18 protein-coding genes are annotated in these 15,395 nt (G+C 70.4%); 8 read left to right on the top strand and 10 right to left on the bottom strand.

What is annotated here, in order from left to right:
• The first annotated feature begins 228 nt into the window (after window positions 1-228).
• Window positions 229-2,067, top strand: coding sequence for a bifunctional metallophosphatase/5'-nucleotidase (locus OG842_RS18415; RefSeq protein ID WP_266730970.1), 1,839 nt, complete (start codon window positions 229-231; stop codon window positions 2,065-2,067).
• Between the two features lie 367 nt (window positions 2,068-2,434).
• On the opposite strand, the gene OG842_RS18410 is transcribed toward OG842_RS18415, so the two are convergent.
• A complete protein-coding gene (locus tag OG842_RS18410; RefSeq protein ID WP_328512371.1) occupies window positions 2,435-2,653 on the bottom strand; it encodes a hypothetical protein in 219 nt (72 codons plus the stop codon).
• A 118-nt stretch (window positions 2,654-2,771) separates the two neighbouring features.
• Between OG842_RS18410 and OG842_RS18405 the strand changes: the two genes are divergently transcribed.
• The gene (locus tag OG842_RS18405) at window positions 2,772-3,107 is read left to right on the top strand and encodes a hypothetical protein (RefSeq protein ID WP_053639247.1); all 336 of its coding nucleotides are present in this window, start codon (window positions 2,772-2,774) and stop codon (window positions 3,105-3,107) included.
• Between the two features lie 35 nt (window positions 3,108-3,142).
• Here OG842_RS18405 and OG842_RS18400 read toward each other — a convergent pair whose 3' ends face one another.
• The gene (locus OG842_RS18400; protein ID WP_266731358.1) at window positions 3,143-4,354 is read right to left on the bottom strand and encodes an IS110 family transposase; all 1,212 of its coding nucleotides are present in this window, start codon (window positions 4,352-4,354) and stop codon (window positions 3,143-3,145) included.
• A gap of 404 nt (window positions 4,355-4,758) precedes the next feature.
• Between OG842_RS18400 and OG842_RS18395 the strand changes: the two genes are divergently transcribed.
• On the top strand, window positions 4,759-5,094 hold the full coding sequence (locus OG842_RS18395; protein ID WP_053639247.1) for a hypothetical protein: 336 nt from the start codon (window positions 4,759-4,761) through the stop codon (window positions 5,092-5,094).
• 35 nt (window positions 5,095-5,129) lie between these two features.
• Here the strand turns inward: OG842_RS18395 and OG842_RS18390 are convergent, their stop codons facing one another.
• Both OG842_RS18390 and OG842_RS18385 read right to left on the bottom strand, forming a co-directional pair.
• Window positions 5,130-6,341, bottom strand: a complete 1,212-nt coding sequence (locus tag OG842_RS18390) for an IS110 family transposase (protein ID WP_266731358.1) — start codon at window positions 6,339-6,341, stop codon at window positions 5,130-5,132.
• 205 nt (window positions 6,342-6,546) lie between these two features.
• Window positions 6,547-6,759, bottom strand: a complete 213-nt coding sequence (locus OG842_RS18385) for a hypothetical protein (RefSeq protein ID WP_328512370.1) — start codon at window positions 6,757-6,759, stop codon at window positions 6,547-6,549.
• A gap of 349 nt (window positions 6,760-7,108) precedes the next feature.
• Between OG842_RS18385 and OG842_RS18380 the strand changes: the two genes are divergently transcribed.
• The 5 genes from OG842_RS18380 (at window position 7,109) to OG842_RS18360 (ending at window position 9,649) form a co-directional block, all read left to right on the top strand.
• Window positions 7,109-8,002 (top strand): phosphatidylinositol-specific phospholipase C, encoded by an 894-nt coding sequence (locus OG842_RS18380; protein WP_328512369.1) that lies wholly within the window; start codon window positions 7,109-7,111, stop codon window positions 8,000-8,002.
• A gap of 325 nt (window positions 8,003-8,327) precedes the next feature.
• Complete coding sequence (locus OG842_RS18375) at window positions 8,328-8,522, top strand: hypothetical protein (RefSeq protein ID WP_328512368.1); 195 nt, start codon at window positions 8,328-8,330, stop codon at window positions 8,520-8,522.
• 110 nt (window positions 8,523-8,632) lie between these two features.
• Window positions 8,633-9,079: a helix-turn-helix domain-containing protein gene (locus OG842_RS18370; RefSeq protein ID WP_266730964.1), complete on the top strand. Its 447-nt coding sequence runs from the start codon at window positions 8,633-8,635 to the stop codon at window positions 9,077-9,079.
• A 91-nt stretch (window positions 9,080-9,170) separates the two neighbouring features.
• Window positions 9,171-9,419 (top strand): hypothetical protein, encoded by a 249-nt coding sequence (locus tag OG842_RS18365; RefSeq protein ID WP_328512367.1) that lies wholly within the window; start codon window positions 9,171-9,173, stop codon window positions 9,417-9,419.
• A gap of 2 nt (window positions 9,420-9,421) precedes the next feature.
• Complete coding sequence (locus OG842_RS18360; protein WP_266730961.1) at window positions 9,422-9,649, top strand: hypothetical protein; 228 nt, start codon at window positions 9,422-9,424, stop codon at window positions 9,647-9,649.
• 30 nt (window positions 9,650-9,679) lie between these two features.
• Here OG842_RS18360 and OG842_RS18355 read toward each other — a convergent pair whose 3' ends face one another.
• From OG842_RS18355 to OG842_RS18330, 6 genes are all read right to left on the bottom strand, one after another.
• Window positions 9,680-11,104 (bottom strand): sensor histidine kinase, encoded by a 1,425-nt coding sequence (locus OG842_RS18355; RefSeq protein ID WP_266730959.1) that lies wholly within the window; start codon window positions 11,102-11,104, stop codon window positions 9,680-9,682.
• Window positions 11,101-11,832, bottom strand: coding sequence for a response regulator transcription factor (locus OG842_RS18350; protein ID WP_266730957.1), 732 nt, complete (start codon window positions 11,830-11,832; stop codon window positions 11,101-11,103). The genes OG842_RS18355 and OG842_RS18350 overlap by 4 nt, the downstream gene beginning before the upstream one ends.
• A 57-nt stretch (window positions 11,833-11,889) precedes the next feature.
• Window positions 11,890-12,057, bottom strand: a complete 168-nt coding sequence (locus OG842_RS18345) for a hypothetical protein (protein WP_266730956.1) — start codon at window positions 12,055-12,057, stop codon at window positions 11,890-11,892.
• A 30-nt stretch (window positions 12,058-12,087) separates the two neighbouring features.
• Entirely contained in the window at window positions 12,088-13,212 is a 1,125-nt protein-coding gene (locus OG842_RS18340; protein WP_266730954.1) for a S1C family serine protease, read from the bottom strand.
• Between the two features lie 144 nt (window positions 13,213-13,356).
• Window positions 13,357-14,394, bottom strand: coding sequence for a LacI family DNA-binding transcriptional regulator (locus OG842_RS18335; RefSeq protein WP_266730953.1), 1,038 nt, complete (start codon window positions 14,392-14,394; stop codon window positions 13,357-13,359).
• Window positions 14,395-14,418: 24 nt separating this feature from the next.
• Window positions 14,419-15,222 (bottom strand): winged helix-turn-helix transcriptional regulator, encoded by an 804-nt coding sequence (locus OG842_RS18330; protein WP_266730952.1) that lies wholly within the window; start codon window positions 15,220-15,222, stop codon window positions 14,419-14,421.
• Between the last annotated feature and the right edge of the window lie 173 nt (window positions 15,223-15,395).

The raw sequence follows: 15,395 nt of genomic DNA, 5'->3' as shown, positions 1-15,395 counted from the left end.
CCGTCGGCGATACGGGAGAGATCTTCGGCGCCGGGCAGCGGCTCGCGCACCCGGTCGGGCAGCCCGCGTAGGTTCCGACGGCCGGCGGCGACCTCGGTGCCTCACCGCATGGCAACCAGTTCGTAACCCCGGACACCTGTCGCGCTACGCGCGTTGACCCTAGGCTGCGCACGAAGTCTCCAGACTCGTCACCACTTTCGACCTCCCGCTGAACTCACAAGGGGACCGATGTCAGCGACACCGCAGAAGAACCGCGCATCCCGGCGGGTGCTCGCCGCCGCGGCCGGGCTCGCCACCATGGGCGCGCTCGTCGCCGCGATGCCGGCCGGCGCCCAGGACCGCCACGGCCACGGGCACGGCCACCACAAGCCGGGCCGTACCGTCGACGTACAGCTGCTGTCCTTCAACGACCTGCACGGGAACCTGGAGCCGCCGGACGGCACGGCGGGCAAGGTCTTCGAGACGCAGCCCGACGGCTCGACCAAGGAGATTTGGGCCGGTGGCGTCGAGTACCTCGCGACCTCGCTGCGCACCGCGCGCAAGGGCCACCCGTACTCGATCACCGCGGCCGGTGGTGACATGGTGGGCGCGAGCCCGCTGCTGTCCGGCCTCTTCCACGACGAGCCGACCATCGAGGCGCTCAACAAGATCGACCTCGATGTGACGAGCGTCGGCAACCACGAGTTCGACGAGGGCGCCACCGAGCTGGCCCGCCTCCAGAACGGCGGCTGCCACCCGGTCGAGGGGTGCTACGAGAAGAACAAGAAGTTCGAGGGTGCCGACTTCCCCTACCTCGCCGCCAATGTGACGAACGAGAAGTCCGGCAAGCCGATCCTCAAGCCGTACACGGTGTGGAAGAAGAACGGCGTCAGGATCGGCTTCATCGGGGTGACCCTGGAGGGCACGCCGAACGTGGTCACGGCCAACGGCGTCAAGGGCCTGAAGTTCCACGACGAGATCGAGACGATCAACAAGTACGCCAAGGAGCTGGACCGGCAGGGCGTCAAGTCCATCGTCGCGCTCATCCACGAGGGCGGGGCCCCGGCCTCCAGCTCGTACAACTACGACTGCGACAGCTCCGGCGCCGGTGACGGCATCTCCGGGCCGATCACCGACATCGCCAAGGGCATCACGCCCAAGGTCGACGCCCTGGTCACGGGCCACACCCACCAGGCGTACGTGTGCACGATCCCGGACCCGGCGGGCAACCCGCGCCTGGTCACCTCGGCGTCGTCGTTCGGCAAGGTCTACACGGACACGACCCTCACCTACGACCGCCGCACCAAGGACATCGTCCGTACGTCGGTGGAGTCGGCCGGTGCCTCGAACCCGAAGTCGGCGAACCACATCGTCAGCCGGGACCAGCACGGGGCCTCTGACATGAAGTCCCTGATCGCCCGCTGGAACGCCCTCGCGGCGCCCATTGCGAACAAGCCGCAGGGCTACATCTCCGCCGACATCGGCGGCCGCGGCTCCAAGGCCCTTGAGAAGCCGCTCGGTGACGTGATCGCCGACGCCCAGCTGGAGGGCCTGGCCCCGGCGGACAAGGGCGGGGCGGTCGTCGCCCTCATGAACCCGGGCGGCATCCGGGGGGACCTGGTGTACGCGTCGGCCGACGGCAAGTCCGACGGGGTGGTGACGTACGGGGAGGCGTTCACCGTGCAGCCCTTCACCAACATGATGAACGTCGTCGACCTGACCGGCGCCCAGCTGGTCGCCGCGCTCCAGCAGCAGGTCAGCGGTTCCAACGAGGCCAGCCCGAAGATCCTCCAGGTCTCCAAGGGCCTCACGTACACCCTGGACATGACGAAGACGGGCGCGGCCCGCGTGGTCACCGACACCATCAAGCTCAACGGTGAGGTGATCGACCCGGCCAAGACCTACCGCGTCGCGATGAACGAGTTCCTGGCAGGCGGCGGGGACGGCTTCGCGGCCCTCGGACAGGGCACGAACAAGCTGGTCGGCGCCTCCGACCTGGACCTGTTCAACGCCTACCTGGCGGCCCACTCCACGGCCGAGACCCCGCTGGCCCCGCCGGCGGCGGACCGGATCACGGTCATCCAGTAGCGACTCCCGTACGCGGGTGAGCGGGGCGGTGGGCCGGCGGGCCCACCGCCCTTCCGCGTTCTGCCGGTCCCCGTGCGGATTGACGGCCACCGGACCGCGGCGGCGCGATGGCCACGGCGTGGCCTACGCCCCACCTCCCCCGACCGTCCCCAGCACGGTCTCCCACGGAGGCAAAGGGACTTGTGTCTCAGGCCGTCGTCGAGGTCCTGACCGTCTCGGGCGTGGTCGCTGGGGGGCTCCCGTTCGGGGCGCGAAAGGCCGGACGATGACGACCAACAGGAACTTCAAGCGCCGGGTCCGCGCCCGTGCGGCCAGGACCGGCCAGTCCTGGCCCTCTGCGTTGGACGGCCCCGGCGGCGGCAGGCCGTCAGGGCTTCCTGAACGTCACCCCGCGCCACGTCCAGCCCGCTGTGAGCATCGCGTCGCGCACCGGGTCCTTCAGGTCCGAGGTGTCGACGCCGAACGTCTGCGTCGGGCCGTCCTCCCCGCGCCCGAGCATCCAGCTCTTCGTGCTCACGCTCACCTGGCCGCGCGCCGCCTCGGCGGAGAGCGCCAGGCGGGGGGGTGCCTCTATGTCCTTCGTCAAGGTGTGACCGTGTGCCGCAGTCGGCGACTCTTGAGCACCCCGGCAACCATTCCGGCTCGGCGGGGGTCCTCCATACCAGGCCCCGCTCGGGGCCATCGACGCAAGGGGGAGGAGCGTCATGGGGGTCCGCAGGGCAGCGAAAGGCGTCGGCGAGTTCCTGGTCGAGACGGTGGGAGAAGCCGTCGCCGAGGTGATCCTCAGCCTGCTCGCCTGTGCCCTGCTCGGCTGCCTGGCTCTGATCGCCTACCTGAGCTGGTCCCTCAGCCCGCGCTTCACCATCGCGGGGGCTGGGCTGCTCAGTCTCCTCCTCGCCCACGGCGCCTGGCAGACCTTCCGCACCCCCGCGAAGGGGCGCCGTCGGGGCCTCGCCGCCCTGACCGCTGTCGGGTTCACCGTGACCGCCATGACGGCCCTCTTCCTGCTGCTCTACTCCACAGGATGCGACTGCCTGTGAGGCCGTTTGGTTCAGCTACGCAAGTCCGAGGCCGGTCATGCGGTAGCTGTTTCGGGGACTCGTGACTCGTAGAAGGTGCCGTCGCGGAGCATGGCGAACAGAACGCTGATGCGTTGGCGGGCGAGGCGGAGGAGGGCCTGGGTGTGGGTTTTGCCGCGGGCGCGTTGCTTGTCGTAGTAGGTGCGGGAGGCGGGGTCGGCGTTCATGCAGGCGAAGGCGGAGAGGAACATGGCGCGTTTGAGCTGGCGGTTGCCGCCTCGGGGCGCGTGTTCGCCGTGGATCGAGGTGCCCGACGACTTCGTGGTCGGGGCGAGTCCGGCGTAGGAGGCCAGGTGGGCGGCGCTCGGGAAGCTGGTGCCGTCGCCGACGGTGACCAGCAGGACTGCGGCGGTCCTGACACCGACGCCGGGCATCGACGTCAGGACCTTGGAAAGAGGGTGGGCCTCCAGCAGGCTGTTGATCTGGGCTTCCATCGCCCGGCGCTGGGTGTGGACGGCGGTGAGCTGGCCGGCCAGGGAAGGGATCACGATGTCCAGGGTGCCGGTCCCGGGGACGACGACGGTCTGCTCGTCCAGGGCGTCGAAGACCTCGTCGATCAGCCGGGTGGCCATGCGCGGGGCCTTCGGGCGGATCAGCTCCACGAGTCTGCGGCGTCCGGCTTTGCGCAGGGCGGCCGGGGATCCGTAGCGTTCCAGCAGCCAGGTCACGGCCTGGTGGTCGAGGCGGGGGCCGAGGACGCGTTCCAGGCTGGGGTGGAACTGGGTGAGCAGGCCGCGTATCCGGTTGGAGGTGCGGGTGGCCTCGGCGGCGAGGTCCTGGTCGAAGCCGGTCAGCACGGTCAGCTCTGCGGTGATCTCGTCGGTGAGTTCCAGCGAGCGCAGGGTGTGCGGCATCGTCCGTGCGGCGTCCGCGATCACGGCCGCGTCCTTCGCGTCGGTCTTGGCCTCGCCGGGGTAGAGGTCGGCGATCCGGCGCATGGCCAGGCCGGGCAGGTAGGCGACGCGGCAGCCGGCGTCGCGGGCGACGGTCAACGGCAGGGCGCCGATGGAGGCGGGCTGGTCCACGATGACCAGGACGGTGCCGAACTTCGCGGTCAGCTTCTCGAACACGGCCCGCAGCTTCGGCTCGCTGTTGGGCAGCGGCTTGTCGAAGACCTTCTTCCCGGCTGGGGTCAGCCCGTGGCCGTGGTGAGCGGACTTTCCGACGTCCAGGCCGAGGAACACACCCACGTCTTCGATCTCGAACATCGTGCCCTTTCGGGGGTGTTGGCGGTGCCGGCCTCGGCTCGGGTGTCGTGCTCGCGCATCCACGTTATGCAGACCTGCCGCCCGCGAACCGTCCGGCGTTGCGCCGGACCGGGCGGTGGCCGGACCTCTGATCAGCGTCTCCGACGAACACCCCCGGACTCGGTGACACCACCCCCCAGGTCATCCCGTCGACAGGGGGACACAGTCATGCCGGGCCCGGAGGCCAGCGGCCCTCTTGCAGGACCGCGAAAAAGATAACGGGGGGTGCCTCTATGTCCTTCGTCAAGGTGTGACCGTGTGCCGCAGTCGGCGACTCTTGAGCACCCCGGCAACCATTCCGGCTCGGCGGGGGTCCTCCATACCAGGCCCCGCTCGGGGCCATCGACGCAAGGGGGAGGAGCGTCATGGGGGTCCGCAGGGCAGCGAAAGGCGTCGGCGAGTTCCTGGTCGAGACGGTGGGAGAAGCCGTCGCCGAGGTGATCCTCAGCCTGCTCGCCTGTGCCCTGCTCGGCTGCCTGGCTCTGATCGCCTACCTGAGCTGGTCCCTCAGCCCGCGCTTCACCATCGCGGGGGCTGGGCTGCTCAGTCTCCTCCTCGCCCACGGCGCCTGGCAGACCTTCCGCACCCCCGCGAAGGGGCGCCGTCGGGGCCTCGCCGCCCTGACCGCTGTCGGGTTCACCGTGACCGCCATGACGGCCCTCTTCCTGCTGCTCTACTCCACAGGATGCGACTGCCTGTGAGGCCGTTTGGTTCAGCTACGCAAGTCCGAGGCCGGTCATGCGGTAGCTGTTTCGGGGACTCGTGACTCGTAGAAGGTGCCGTCGCGGAGCATGGCGAACAGAACGCTGATGCGTTGGCGGGCGAGGCGGAGGAGGGCCTGGGTGTGGGTTTTGCCGCGGGCGCGTTGCTTGTCGTAGTAGGTGCGGGAGGCGGGGTCGGCGTTCATGCAGGCGAAGGCGGAGAGGAACATGGCGCGTTTGAGCTGGCGGTTGCCGCCTCGGGGCGCGTGTTCGCCGTGGATCGAGGTGCCCGACGACTTCGTGGTCGGGGCGAGTCCGGCGTAGGAGGCCAGGTGGGCGGCGCTCGGGAAGCTGGTGCCGTCGCCGACGGTGACCAGCAGGACTGCGGCGGTCCTGACACCGACGCCGGGCATCGACGTCAGGACCTTGGAAAGAGGGTGGGCCTCCAGCAGGCTGTTGATCTGGGCTTCCATCGCCCGGCGCTGGGTGTGGACGGCGGTGAGCTGGCCGGCCAGGGAAGGGATCACGATGTCCAGGGTGCCGGTCCCGGGGACGACGACGGTCTGCTCGTCCAGGGCGTCGAAGACCTCGTCGATCAGCCGGGTGGCCATGCGCGGGGCCTTCGGGCGGATCAGCTCCACGAGTCTGCGGCGTCCGGCTTTGCGCAGGGCGGCCGGGGATCCGTAGCGTTCCAGCAGCCAGGTCACGGCCTGGTGGTCGAGGCGGGGGCCGAGGACGCGTTCCAGGCTGGGGTGGAACTGGGTGAGCAGGCCGCGTATCCGGTTGGAGGTGCGGGTGGCCTCGGCGGCGAGGTCCTGGTCGAAGCCGGTCAGCACGGTCAGCTCTGCGGTGATCTCGTCGGTGAGTTCCAGCGAGCGCAGGGTGTGCGGCATCGTCCGTGCGGCGTCCGCGATCACGGCCGCGTCCTTCGCGTCGGTCTTGGCCTCGCCGGGGTAGAGGTCGGCGATCCGGCGCATGGCCAGGCCGGGCAGGTAGGCGACGCGGCAGCCGGCGTCGCGGGCGACGGTCAACGGCAGGGCGCCGATGGAGGCGGGCTGGTCCACGATGACCAGGACGGTGCCGAACTTCGCGGTCAGCTTCTCGAACACGGCCCGCAGCTTCGGCTCGCTGTTGGGCAGCGGCTTGTCGAAGACCTTCTTCCCGGCTGGGGTCAGCCCGTGGCCGTGGTGAGCGGACTTTCCGACGTCCAGGCCGAGGAACACACCCACGTCTTCGATCTCGAACATCGTGCCCTTTCGGGGGTGTTGGCGGTGCCGGCCTCGGCTCGGGTGTCGTGCTCGCGCATCCACGTTATGCAGACCTGCCGCCCGCGAACCGTCCGGCGTTGCGCCGGACCGGGCGGTGGCCGGACCTCTGATCAGCGTCTCCGACGAACACCCCCGGACTCGGTGACACCACCCCCCAGGTCATCCCGTCGACAGGGGGACACAGTCATGCCGGGCCCGGAGGCCAGCGGCCCTCTTGCAGGACCGCGAAAAAGATAACGGGGGTGTCTCCCGCCCAGGTGACCTGCCACATCCGGTCCACGGCGCGGACCTCGTGCCTGTCGGGGGCCAACCGCAGGCGGACCTGGAGGAGTTCACGCACCTGCGTGCGCAGGAAGAAGGTCCGCCACGCGGGTTCCAGGATCCGCCACTCCGCCACTCCGCCACCAGGTCGGCGTCCTCCGCCGAGCCGTCCCGCACCAGCCAGGGCACCTCCGGCCCGCCGAGCGCGAGCAGCGCCGTCCGGCTCGACCCTCGCCCGAGCCCACGGTGCCGGATCGCACACGTCGTCCGCTGACACCCCCCTGCAAAAGAACGTGACACATCAGGGGCCAACCGTCACGTTCGAACTTCCTGGTACTGCTGGAAGGGGCATGGTGATCGCTGCCACCCCTGTAGCCCTATGGACCTGCCGGTCCCGGGACGGCCGTCGGACCTGTTCCCGTCGTGACGTGCACCCGCCATAATCCCTGGGTTGACCCCCCACGGCAGACGGAGGCACTTCCCGCATGAGCCCGTACACCGCCACTCGCCGGAACTTCCTGGCCGGCGCGCTCGCCGCCACCGCCACCGTCCTGATCGGTGCGGGATCCGCAGGTGCAGCCGACCGCCAAGTCCTCAGTACCCAGGACTGGATGGGCGCCGTCCCCGACGCCACCGGGCTGCAGCGCCTCACGATCCCCGGCTCGCACGACTCCGGCGCCCGCTACGGCGGACCCTGGACCGAGTGCCAGAACACCACGATCGCTGAGCAGCTGAACAGCGGCATCCGTTTCCTGGACGTGCGGTGCCGGGCCACCGGCGGCTCGTTCGCGATCCATCACGGGGCCTCGTACCAGAACCTGATGTTCGGCGATGTGCTGGGCGCCTGCTGGGACTTCCTGGCGGCCCACCCCACCGAGACCGTGCTGATGCGGGTCAAGCAGGAGTACTCGGAGGAGAGCGACGCGACGTTCCGGGCGATCTTCGACGACTACCTCGACAACCGGGGCTGGCGGCCGCTGTTCCGTATCGATCCGGCGCTGCCCTCGCTGGGTCAGGCGCGCGGCAAGGTCGTGCTGCTGGCCGACAACGGCGGGCTGCCCGGTGTCCGGTACGCCGACTCGGGGCTCTTCGACATCCAGGACGACTACATGGCGGAGCCGTTCGCCAAGTACTCCAAGATCGAGGCCCAGTTCCGCAAGGCAGCCCAGCAGCCCGGGAAGCTGTACATGAACTACGTCAGCACCGCCGCCCTGATGCCGCCGCGCTGGAACGCGGACCGGCTCAACCCGCAGGTGCAGTCGTTCCTGGACGGCTCGGAGGCGGCGGGCTGGACCGGGCTCGGGATCGTCCCGCTGGACTTCCCCGCCACCCGGTCGGGCCTGGTGGAATCGCTGATCCGGCACAATCCGGGGGTCTGAGGGCCCCGTCGCGGGCCCCGCCGTGGCCTGGTCGGCCTCCGCGGCCGCCGGCCTCGGGCCCGTTTGTAGTAGTAGCCGGCGCCGGCGGAATTCACGTAGTGCTTGATACCGCTGCCGTTGATGACGAAGTACGACGGGTCGAGACTCGGGTAGCAGTAGGGGACGCCGGGGCCGACGAGCTTGGCGGTGCCCACGTTGATACGGTTTCCGCCACTCGCCGTGGAGGTCACCTTTCCCTCGTACGGGCACTGGTTGTAGAGGTAGTCGGACAGGCACCACACCGGCCCGGGAGATGGTGATGGTGTTCGGCTGTCCGGAGTTGTACATGTCGCCGTACTTCCGCTTCGCCCAGCTCCACCCGGACGCGGCACGGCTGATGCACTCCGTCACCGCGGACCGCGAGATCGCCGCACACGCCCGTCGACTCCGGGGCGCCCAGGAAGCCCGGCTGGCCCCGATCGCGGCCTGGCTGCACGCCCATCAGGCGTCGGGGCAGCTCGTCGACCTCCTCCTGCCCTGATTATGCGCAAGCTGGGGGGCTGGGCCCGGGGGCTGAGTCCTGACTGGCACGGCGCTTGCGTTTCTTTCGAATTGCGCGATGTTGGGTCTACTCTCAAAGGAGACAGAGCCATGCACGGCACTACTGAAGACCGCACTCTGCTGCCCGAGCATCGCGCGGAGATCGCTGAGCTCTGCGCCTTCCTGGACCGGACCCCGCAAGCTGTGGAGCCGGCCCTGCTGCGCGGCCCCGACGGCGCCACGCGCACGCTGCCCCCGGAGGTCTACGAGGCGCTGATGGTGGTGGTGCGGGCCCTCTCGGAGGGCAAGGCCGTGACGGTCGCACCGGTGAACACCACACTGACCACGCAAGAGGCCGCCGATCTCCTGGGGGTCAGTCGGCCGACGTTCGTCAAGATCCTCGATGAGGGCGGGATCCCCTTCTCGCGGCCGGGAAGGCACCGCAGAGTGCTCTTGGCCGACGTTCTCGACTACAAGGAGAAGAGATGCTCGCAGCGTCGCCGAGGACTGGTCGAACCGGTCGGACTGACCGAGGACGCCGGTCTCTACGACAACTGATCAGTTGAATCCGCCCGAGCCGACTGGAGCGATGTGCAGCGCGTCGTCCTGGACACCTGTGTCCTCTTCCCGAACTACCTCAGGGGACACATTGCTGAGACTCGCCGAGGCCGAGCTCTACGAACCGCTCTGGTCCACCGACATCCTGGACGAACTGACCAGGAACGTCGGCGAGCGTATCGGGGCCTTGAAGGCCAAGGGAATCGTCGAAGCGATGACGGGCCCCGACAGCCTTGTGTCGGGGCACGAGGCACTCATACCCGCCATGGCGAACGACCCCAAGGACCGTCATGTGCTGGCGGCAGCGGTCCGGGTCAGGCGCTTGCCGTCGTCACGCTGAACGTGAAGGACTTCCCGGCCGAGGCTTCGAATCCGTACGAGATCGAGGTGATGCGCCCCGACGACTTTCTGTTGGACATGCTCGATCTCGCCCCGGTGGAGATGAACTCCGTGCTGCGCTCACAGGCCGGCTCCTACCGGCGGGAGCCCCGCGATCTGCACGGGCTGCTGGACTGGTTGGACGCGGGAGGCGCCCCGCAGTTCGCTGCCGAGTTCCGGCGCCGCCTCTGACTCCGCGCGGCCCCTCGACGCGCCCCGCGCTCACAGCCCCGGCGGTGGTTGCGGCGCCCCCGGCAGCCGGATCGAGGCGATCGTGCCCGGGCCGTCCGTCGCCGGGCTGAGGGTGATCTCGCCGCCCGACTGCTGGACCGTGCGGGCGACGATCGACAGGCCCAGGCCCGAGCCGGGGAGCTGGCGGGCGGACGGGGAGCGCCAGAAGCGTTCGAAGACGTGGGGGAGTTCGTCGGCGGGGATGCCGGGGCCCTGGTCCCGTACGGTCAGCTCGCCGTCGCGCAGGGCGACCTCGATCGCGCCGCGGGACGGGCTGAACTTGACCGCGTTGTCCAGGACGTTGACCACCGCCCTCTCCAGTGCGGCGGGCTCGGCCCGTACGTACCAGGGGGTCAGGTCCGCCCGGATGGTCAGCTCGGGGCCGCGCAGCCGGGCGCGTTCCAGGGCGGTGTCCGCGATGTCGTGCAGCGCGACGACCTGGAGCGGGCCAGGGGTGGGGGCGTCGGGGCGGGCCAGTTCCTGGAGGTCGCCGATGAGCGAGGCCAGCTCGGTCATCTGGGCCTTGACCGACTTCATCAGGGCCTTGCGGTCGTCGGGCGGGATGGGGCGGCCGGTGTCCTCGCTGCGGGCGAGGAGTTCGACGTTGGTGCGCAGCGACGTCAGCGGGGTCCGCAGCTCGTGGCCGGCATCCGCGATCAGCTGGGCCTGGCGGTCGCGGGAGCTGGCCAGGGACGCGGTCATCGAGTTGAAGGAGCGGGACAGCCGGGCGATCTCGTCCTCGCCGTCGACCGGGATACGGACGGTGAGGTCCTCGGTGCGGGCGACGTGCTCGACGGCCTCGGTGAGCTCGTCGACGGGGCGCAGTCCGGTGCGGGCGACCCAGAGACCGGCCGCGCCCGCACCGATGACGCCGATGCCGGAGACGGCCAGGAGCATCCAGGCGAGGGTGGAGAGCGGGTCGTCGATCTCGCTCATCGGACGGGCGACGGAGACCGCGAAGCTTCCCGGGACCAGGCCGGGCGCCGGGTTGTGGGTCTCGTACGCGTAGGTGTGCACGCGCATCTTCTTGCCGCTCTTCGTGCTGGCCGTGTGCAGGACGTCGTCCCGCACACCGGCGGCCACGGCGATGTCGGCGGCCGTCACGTCGATCGGCGAGGCCCCGGCGGAGGTGCAGGTGCTCCCGGACACGGTGACGAGCTGCACGGTGTACCCCCCGATCGGCGGGACGGTCGCCCGGTCGGGACGGGTGCAGGCGATGAACAGCTTCTGCATGTATTCGTCGCTGACCTTGACATTGCGCAGTGAGGAATCCATCTGGCTCTCCAGCTGCGCCTTCGTCGCGAACCAGCAGCCCGCCGCGACCGCCGCGACCGCGATCGCCACCGCCGTCGCCACCAACAGCGCGAGCCGGGACCGCAGCGGCAGGGCGCGGAGCCGGCGCAGGGGGCCGGTCATCCGTCACCGCCGCCGGAGCGGAGCGCGTAGCCGACACCCCGCACGGTGTGTACGAGGCGCGGCTCGCCGCCCGCCTCCGTCTTGCGGCGCAGGTACATCACGTACACGTCCAGTGAGTTGGAACTCGGCTCGAAGTCGAAGCCCCACACCGCCTTGAGGATCTGCTCGCGGGTCAGCACCTGGCGCGGGTGGGCCAGGAACATCTCCAGCAGGGTGAACTCGGTACGGGTCAGCTCGACCCGGCGGGTGCCCCGGGTGACCTCGCGGGTGGCGAGGTTCATCCGCAGGTCCGCGAAGGCCAGCTCGTCGTCGGCGGGGACCGCGCCGCCCGCCGAGGCCGCGTACGAGCTGCGGCGCAGCAGGGCCCGGATGCGGGCGAACAGCTCGTCCAGCTCGAAGGGCTTGACCAGGTAGTCGTCGGCGCCCGCGTCGAGGCCGGTGACCCGGTCGCCGACGGTGTCGCGGGCGGTGAGCATCAGGATCGGCGTGGTGGTGCCCGCGGAGCGGAGCCGGCGGGCGGCGGTCAGGCCGTCCATCCGGGGCATCTGGATGTCGAGGACGATGAGGTCGGGGGCGTACGAATCCGCCTTGGCGAGGGCGTCGAGGCCGTCGACGGCCACCTCGGTGCCGTAGCCCTCGAACGCGAGGCTGCGCTGCAGGGCCTCGCGCACGGCGGGCTCGTCGTCGACGATCAGGATGCGCTGCGGATCGTCTTCGGCGGGGCTCATCGCTCGTCGTCCTCTTCTCGTGCCGTGCGTCCCCGGGCGTTCCGGGGCGTTGTGCTCTCAGCCTCGCACGGCCGCGGCGCGTCGTCGTGCGGCCCGGCGCTTGCGGGCAGCGGTGGTACCGACCTCCGGAGCGCGGTCCGTACCGTGCGTGGCCTGTTCGCTCACGAGCGCGAGGGGCAGGGCCAGGTCGGCCGGGCCGGTGGGGGTGTGGGAGGGGTGGTGCATGTGTCGGTCTCCTCTGGAGTTTCAGGAGTCTCAGGAGCCGTTGCCGGCCCGCAGGGTGTCGAGGTCGGCCTTGAGCGTGTTGACCGGGATGGCGAAGCCGAGGCCCACGCTGCCGGCGCTCGAACTGCTGGATCCGCCGGACGAACTCGCCGAGTACATCGCGGAGTTGATGCCGATGATCTCGCCGTTCATGTTGATGAGCGCGCCGCCGGAGTTGCCGGGGTTGAGCGAGGCGTCGGTCTGGATGGCCTTGTACGTGGTGGTGGATTCACCGGTGTCGCCGTTGAACTGCCGGCCGCCGAACTCGAACGGCCACTGCTCGGCGCCGCCCTGTCCGCCCTGCCCGTTCTGGCCCTGGCCGTTGCCGTCCTCCTTGGCGACGGTGACATCGCGGTCGAGGGCGGAGACGATGCCGCTGGTGACGGTGCCGGTGAGGCCCTCGGGCGAGCCGATCGCCACGACCTGGTCGCCGACCGCGACCTGCGAGGAGTCGCCCAGCGTGGCCGTCTTCAGCCCGCTCGCGCCCCGGAGCTTGATCAGCGCGAGGTCCTTGTCGGGGTCGGTGCCGACGACGTCGGCGGTGTACGTCTTGCCGGTGCTGAGCGTCACCTTGATCGACGAGGCGCCGGAGATGACGTGGTTGTTGGTGACGACCTCGCCGTCGGACGTGATGACCACGCCGGAGCCGGTGGACTCGCCCGCCGTCGAGGTCGCGTTGATCTCGACGATCATCGGCGAGACGGCCTTGGCGACACCGGAGACGGTGCCCTTGCTGCTCTGCGAGACGGTGGTCCCGGGGATGACGCTGCTCGCGCTGTTCGAGCTGTCGCCGGTGAGCTGCTCGATGACGGTGGCGGTGCCGCCGCCGACGATCGCCGCCGCGATCGCCACGGCCGCGAGGAGGGCGACCGGCCGCCTGGCCCGGTTCCGGGGCGCGGCCGGTTCCTGGGGGGCGGGCGGCGGGAAGTCCGGTCCGCCGACCCCGTTGCCGTCGTTGCCGCTGCCGCCGTTCCCGCTGGGCCACACGGTGGTTCCGGGACCCGTCGCGATCGGCTGCGCGGGCTGGTATGACGGCGGCGGCGGGTAGGCCGCGTCGCCGTTGCCGTACGAGGGGTACATCGGGTACTCGCCGCTCGGGCGCTGGCTCTCTGTCATGCATATGAGCGTGTCGGGCGAAGATGAGAGAAGCCTGAGCACGCGCTGAGAAGCCGGGCAGAAGCTCGTATGCCCGATATAAGGAGGCGGCCCCGGTCCGGTGGGGGCGCGGCCCGGCGGCCGGTCCGGGGGGTGGTCCGCCCGCTACCTGACCGTCGGCTCCCCGCAGCCGCACGAGCGCCGCACCACCAGCGCCGACGGGAACTGCTTCAGCCGCTCCCGCCGCGACCCCGACACCCGCAACGAGTCGTCGAGCACCAGGTCCACCGCGGCCCGCGCCATCGCCGGGCGGTCGGAGGAGACCGTCGTCAGCGGCGGATCGGTCAGCCCGGCTTCCTTCACGTCGTCGAAGCCCGCCACCGCGAGCTCCCCGGGCACATCGATGCGCAGCTCGCGCGCGGCCCGCAGCACCCCGATCGCCTGGTCGTCCGTAGAGCAGAAGATCGCCGGCGGCCGGTCCGGCCCGGCGAGCAGCTTCAGCGCCACCTGGTAGGCGTCGTAACGGTTGTACGGGGCCTGGAAGAGCCGGCCCTCCGTCGAGCGCCCCGACTCGTGCATCGCCCGGCGCCAGCCCTCGACGTGGTCGGCGACCGGGTCACCGACCGCCGGGGTGGACTCCACGCCGCCCAGACACGCCACGTACTCGTTGCCGTGCTCCAGCAGGTGCCGGGTGGCGAGCTGGGCGCCGCCGACGTCGTCGGTGACGACCGCGACGTCGTCGATCGCCTCCGGCCGCTCGTGCAGCAGCACGACCCGCGCGTCCCACGCCTCTATCTCGGCCGCCGCCCGCTCACTGGGGCCCTGACTGACCAGGATCAGGCCGGAGACCCGCATGCCGAGGAAGGCCCGCAGATAGTGGACCTCGCGCTCGTCGCGGTAGTCGGAGTTGCCGACGAGCACCATTTTTCCGCGCTCGGCGGCGGCCTGTTCGACCGCGTGCGCCATCTCGGCGAAGAACGGCTGCCGGGCGTCCGGCACGATCATCCCTATGAGATCGGTCCGCCGCGACGCCATCGCCTGGGCAACCCGGTCCGGCCGGTAGCCCAGCTCCTTGATCGCGGCGAGCACCCGCTCGCGCGTGGCCGGGGCGACCGGCCTCGGTCCGTTGTTGATGACGTAGCTGACGACCGCGGTCGACGTCCCCGCCAGTCTCGCCACATCGTCCCGCGTCACCTTGGCCACGCGCGGCAGTCTACGCGGATATACCTACCTCCCGGCAGGCCGGACCGGGGCTTCTTCCTTCATCGCGGCAGCCCGCGACTGCTCCGAACGGGTCAGGGGTTCTGCGGCCGCCTTCGTCGCGGCCCGGTCCTTGGCCTCCTCGGCCGCGCGCTCCACCTTCTCGGGCACCACGAAGCGGTAGCCGACATTGCGGACCGTGCCGATCAGCGACTCGTGCTCGGGGCCGAGCTTGGCGCGCAGCCGCCGCACATGGACGTCGACCGTCCGCGTACCGCCGAAGTAGTCGTAGCCCCAGACCTCCTGGAGCAGCTGGGCGCGGGTGAAGACCCGTCCCGGGTGCTGCGCCAGGTACTTGAGCAGTTCGAATTCCTTGAAGGTCAGGTCCAGGACCCGGCCCTTCAATTTCGCGCTGTAAGTGGCCTCGTCGACCGAGAGGTCGCCGTTGCGGATCTCCATCGGGGAGTCGTCGGAGCTGATCTGCTGCCGTCCGGTGGCCAGCCGCAGCCGGGCCTCCACCTCGGCCGGTCCCGCCGTGTCCAGCAGCACGTCGTCGATGCCCCAGTCGGCGGTGACGGCCGCGAGGCCGCCCTCCGTCACGACGAGGATCAGCGGACAGCCCGGTCCGGTGGACCGCAGCAGCTGGCAGAGCGACCGCACCTGGGGGAGGTCGCGGCGGCCGTCGATCAGGATGACGTCGGCACCGGGGGTGTCGACGAGAGCGGGGCCTTCGGCCGGTGCCACCCGCACGCTGTGGAGCAGGAGTCCGAGGGCGGGGAGCACCTCCGTCGACGGTTGAAGGGCATTCGTCAGGAGCAGCAGTGAACTCATCGCCGCCCACCTGCCTGGGTCGTCGGTCGATGATCGTGCACGGTTCGCTCGCCCATTACGTCGGTCCTCCTCGTTCCCTGCGAGAGGGGCACTCCCGGGCCGGGCCCGGGGGAGTATGCGGCACTTCTTCGTACGTTTTCGTGCTGGTCCCACGGCTGCGGTCCCGCGCCCCG

Origin of the sequence: Streptomyces sp. NBC_00376, from assembly GCF_036077095.1 — a bacterium.
Taxonomy (GTDB): Bacteria; Actinomycetota; Actinomycetes; order Streptomycetales; family Streptomycetaceae; genus Streptomyces.
This window is presented reverse-complemented; position numbering and strand designations above follow the sequence as displayed.

Coding starts and splice junctions, on each gene's coding strand:
- OG842_RS18415 (WP_266730970.1), top strand. CDS start 229: ATGTCAGCGACACCGCAGAAGAACCGCGCATCCCGGCGGGTGCTCGCC.
- OG842_RS18405 (WP_053639247.1), top strand. CDS start 2,772: ATGGGGGTCCGCAGGGCAGCGAAAGGCGTCGGCGAGTTCCTGGTCGAG.
- OG842_RS18400 (WP_266731358.1), bottom strand. CDS start 4,354: ATGTTCGAGATCGAAGACGTGGGTGTGTTCCTCGGCCTGGACGTCGGA.
- OG842_RS18395 (WP_053639247.1), top strand. CDS start 4,759: ATGGGGGTCCGCAGGGCAGCGAAAGGCGTCGGCGAGTTCCTGGTCGAG.
- OG842_RS18390 (WP_266731358.1), bottom strand. CDS start 6,341: ATGTTCGAGATCGAAGACGTGGGTGTGTTCCTCGGCCTGGACGTCGGA.
- OG842_RS18380 (WP_328512369.1), top strand. CDS start 7,109: ATGAGCCCGTACACCGCCACTCGCCGGAACTTCCTGGCCGGCGCGCTC.
- OG842_RS18375 (WP_328512368.1), top strand. CDS start 8,328: ATGTCGCCGTACTTCCGCTTCGCCCAGCTCCACCCGGACGCGGCACGG.
- OG842_RS18370 (WP_266730964.1), top strand. CDS start 8,633: ATGCACGGCACTACTGAAGACCGCACTCTGCTGCCCGAGCATCGCGCG.
- OG842_RS18355 (WP_266730959.1), bottom strand. CDS start 11,104: ATGACCGGCCCCCTGCGCCGGCTCCGCGCCCTGCCGCTGCGGTCCCGG.
- OG842_RS18350 (WP_266730957.1), bottom strand. CDS start 11,832: ATGAGCCCCGCCGAAGACGATCCGCAGCGCATCCTGATCGTCGACGAC.
- OG842_RS18345 (WP_266730956.1), bottom strand. CDS start 12,057: ATGCACCACCCCTCCCACACCCCCACCGGCCCGGCCGACCTGGCCCTG.
- OG842_RS18340 (WP_266730954.1), bottom strand. CDS start 13,212: ATGACAGAGAGCCAGCGCCCGAGCGGCGAGTACCCGATGTACCCCTCG.
- OG842_RS18330 (WP_266730952.1), bottom strand. CDS start 15,222: ATGAGTTCACTGCTGCTCCTGACGAATGCCCTTCAACCGTCGACGGAG.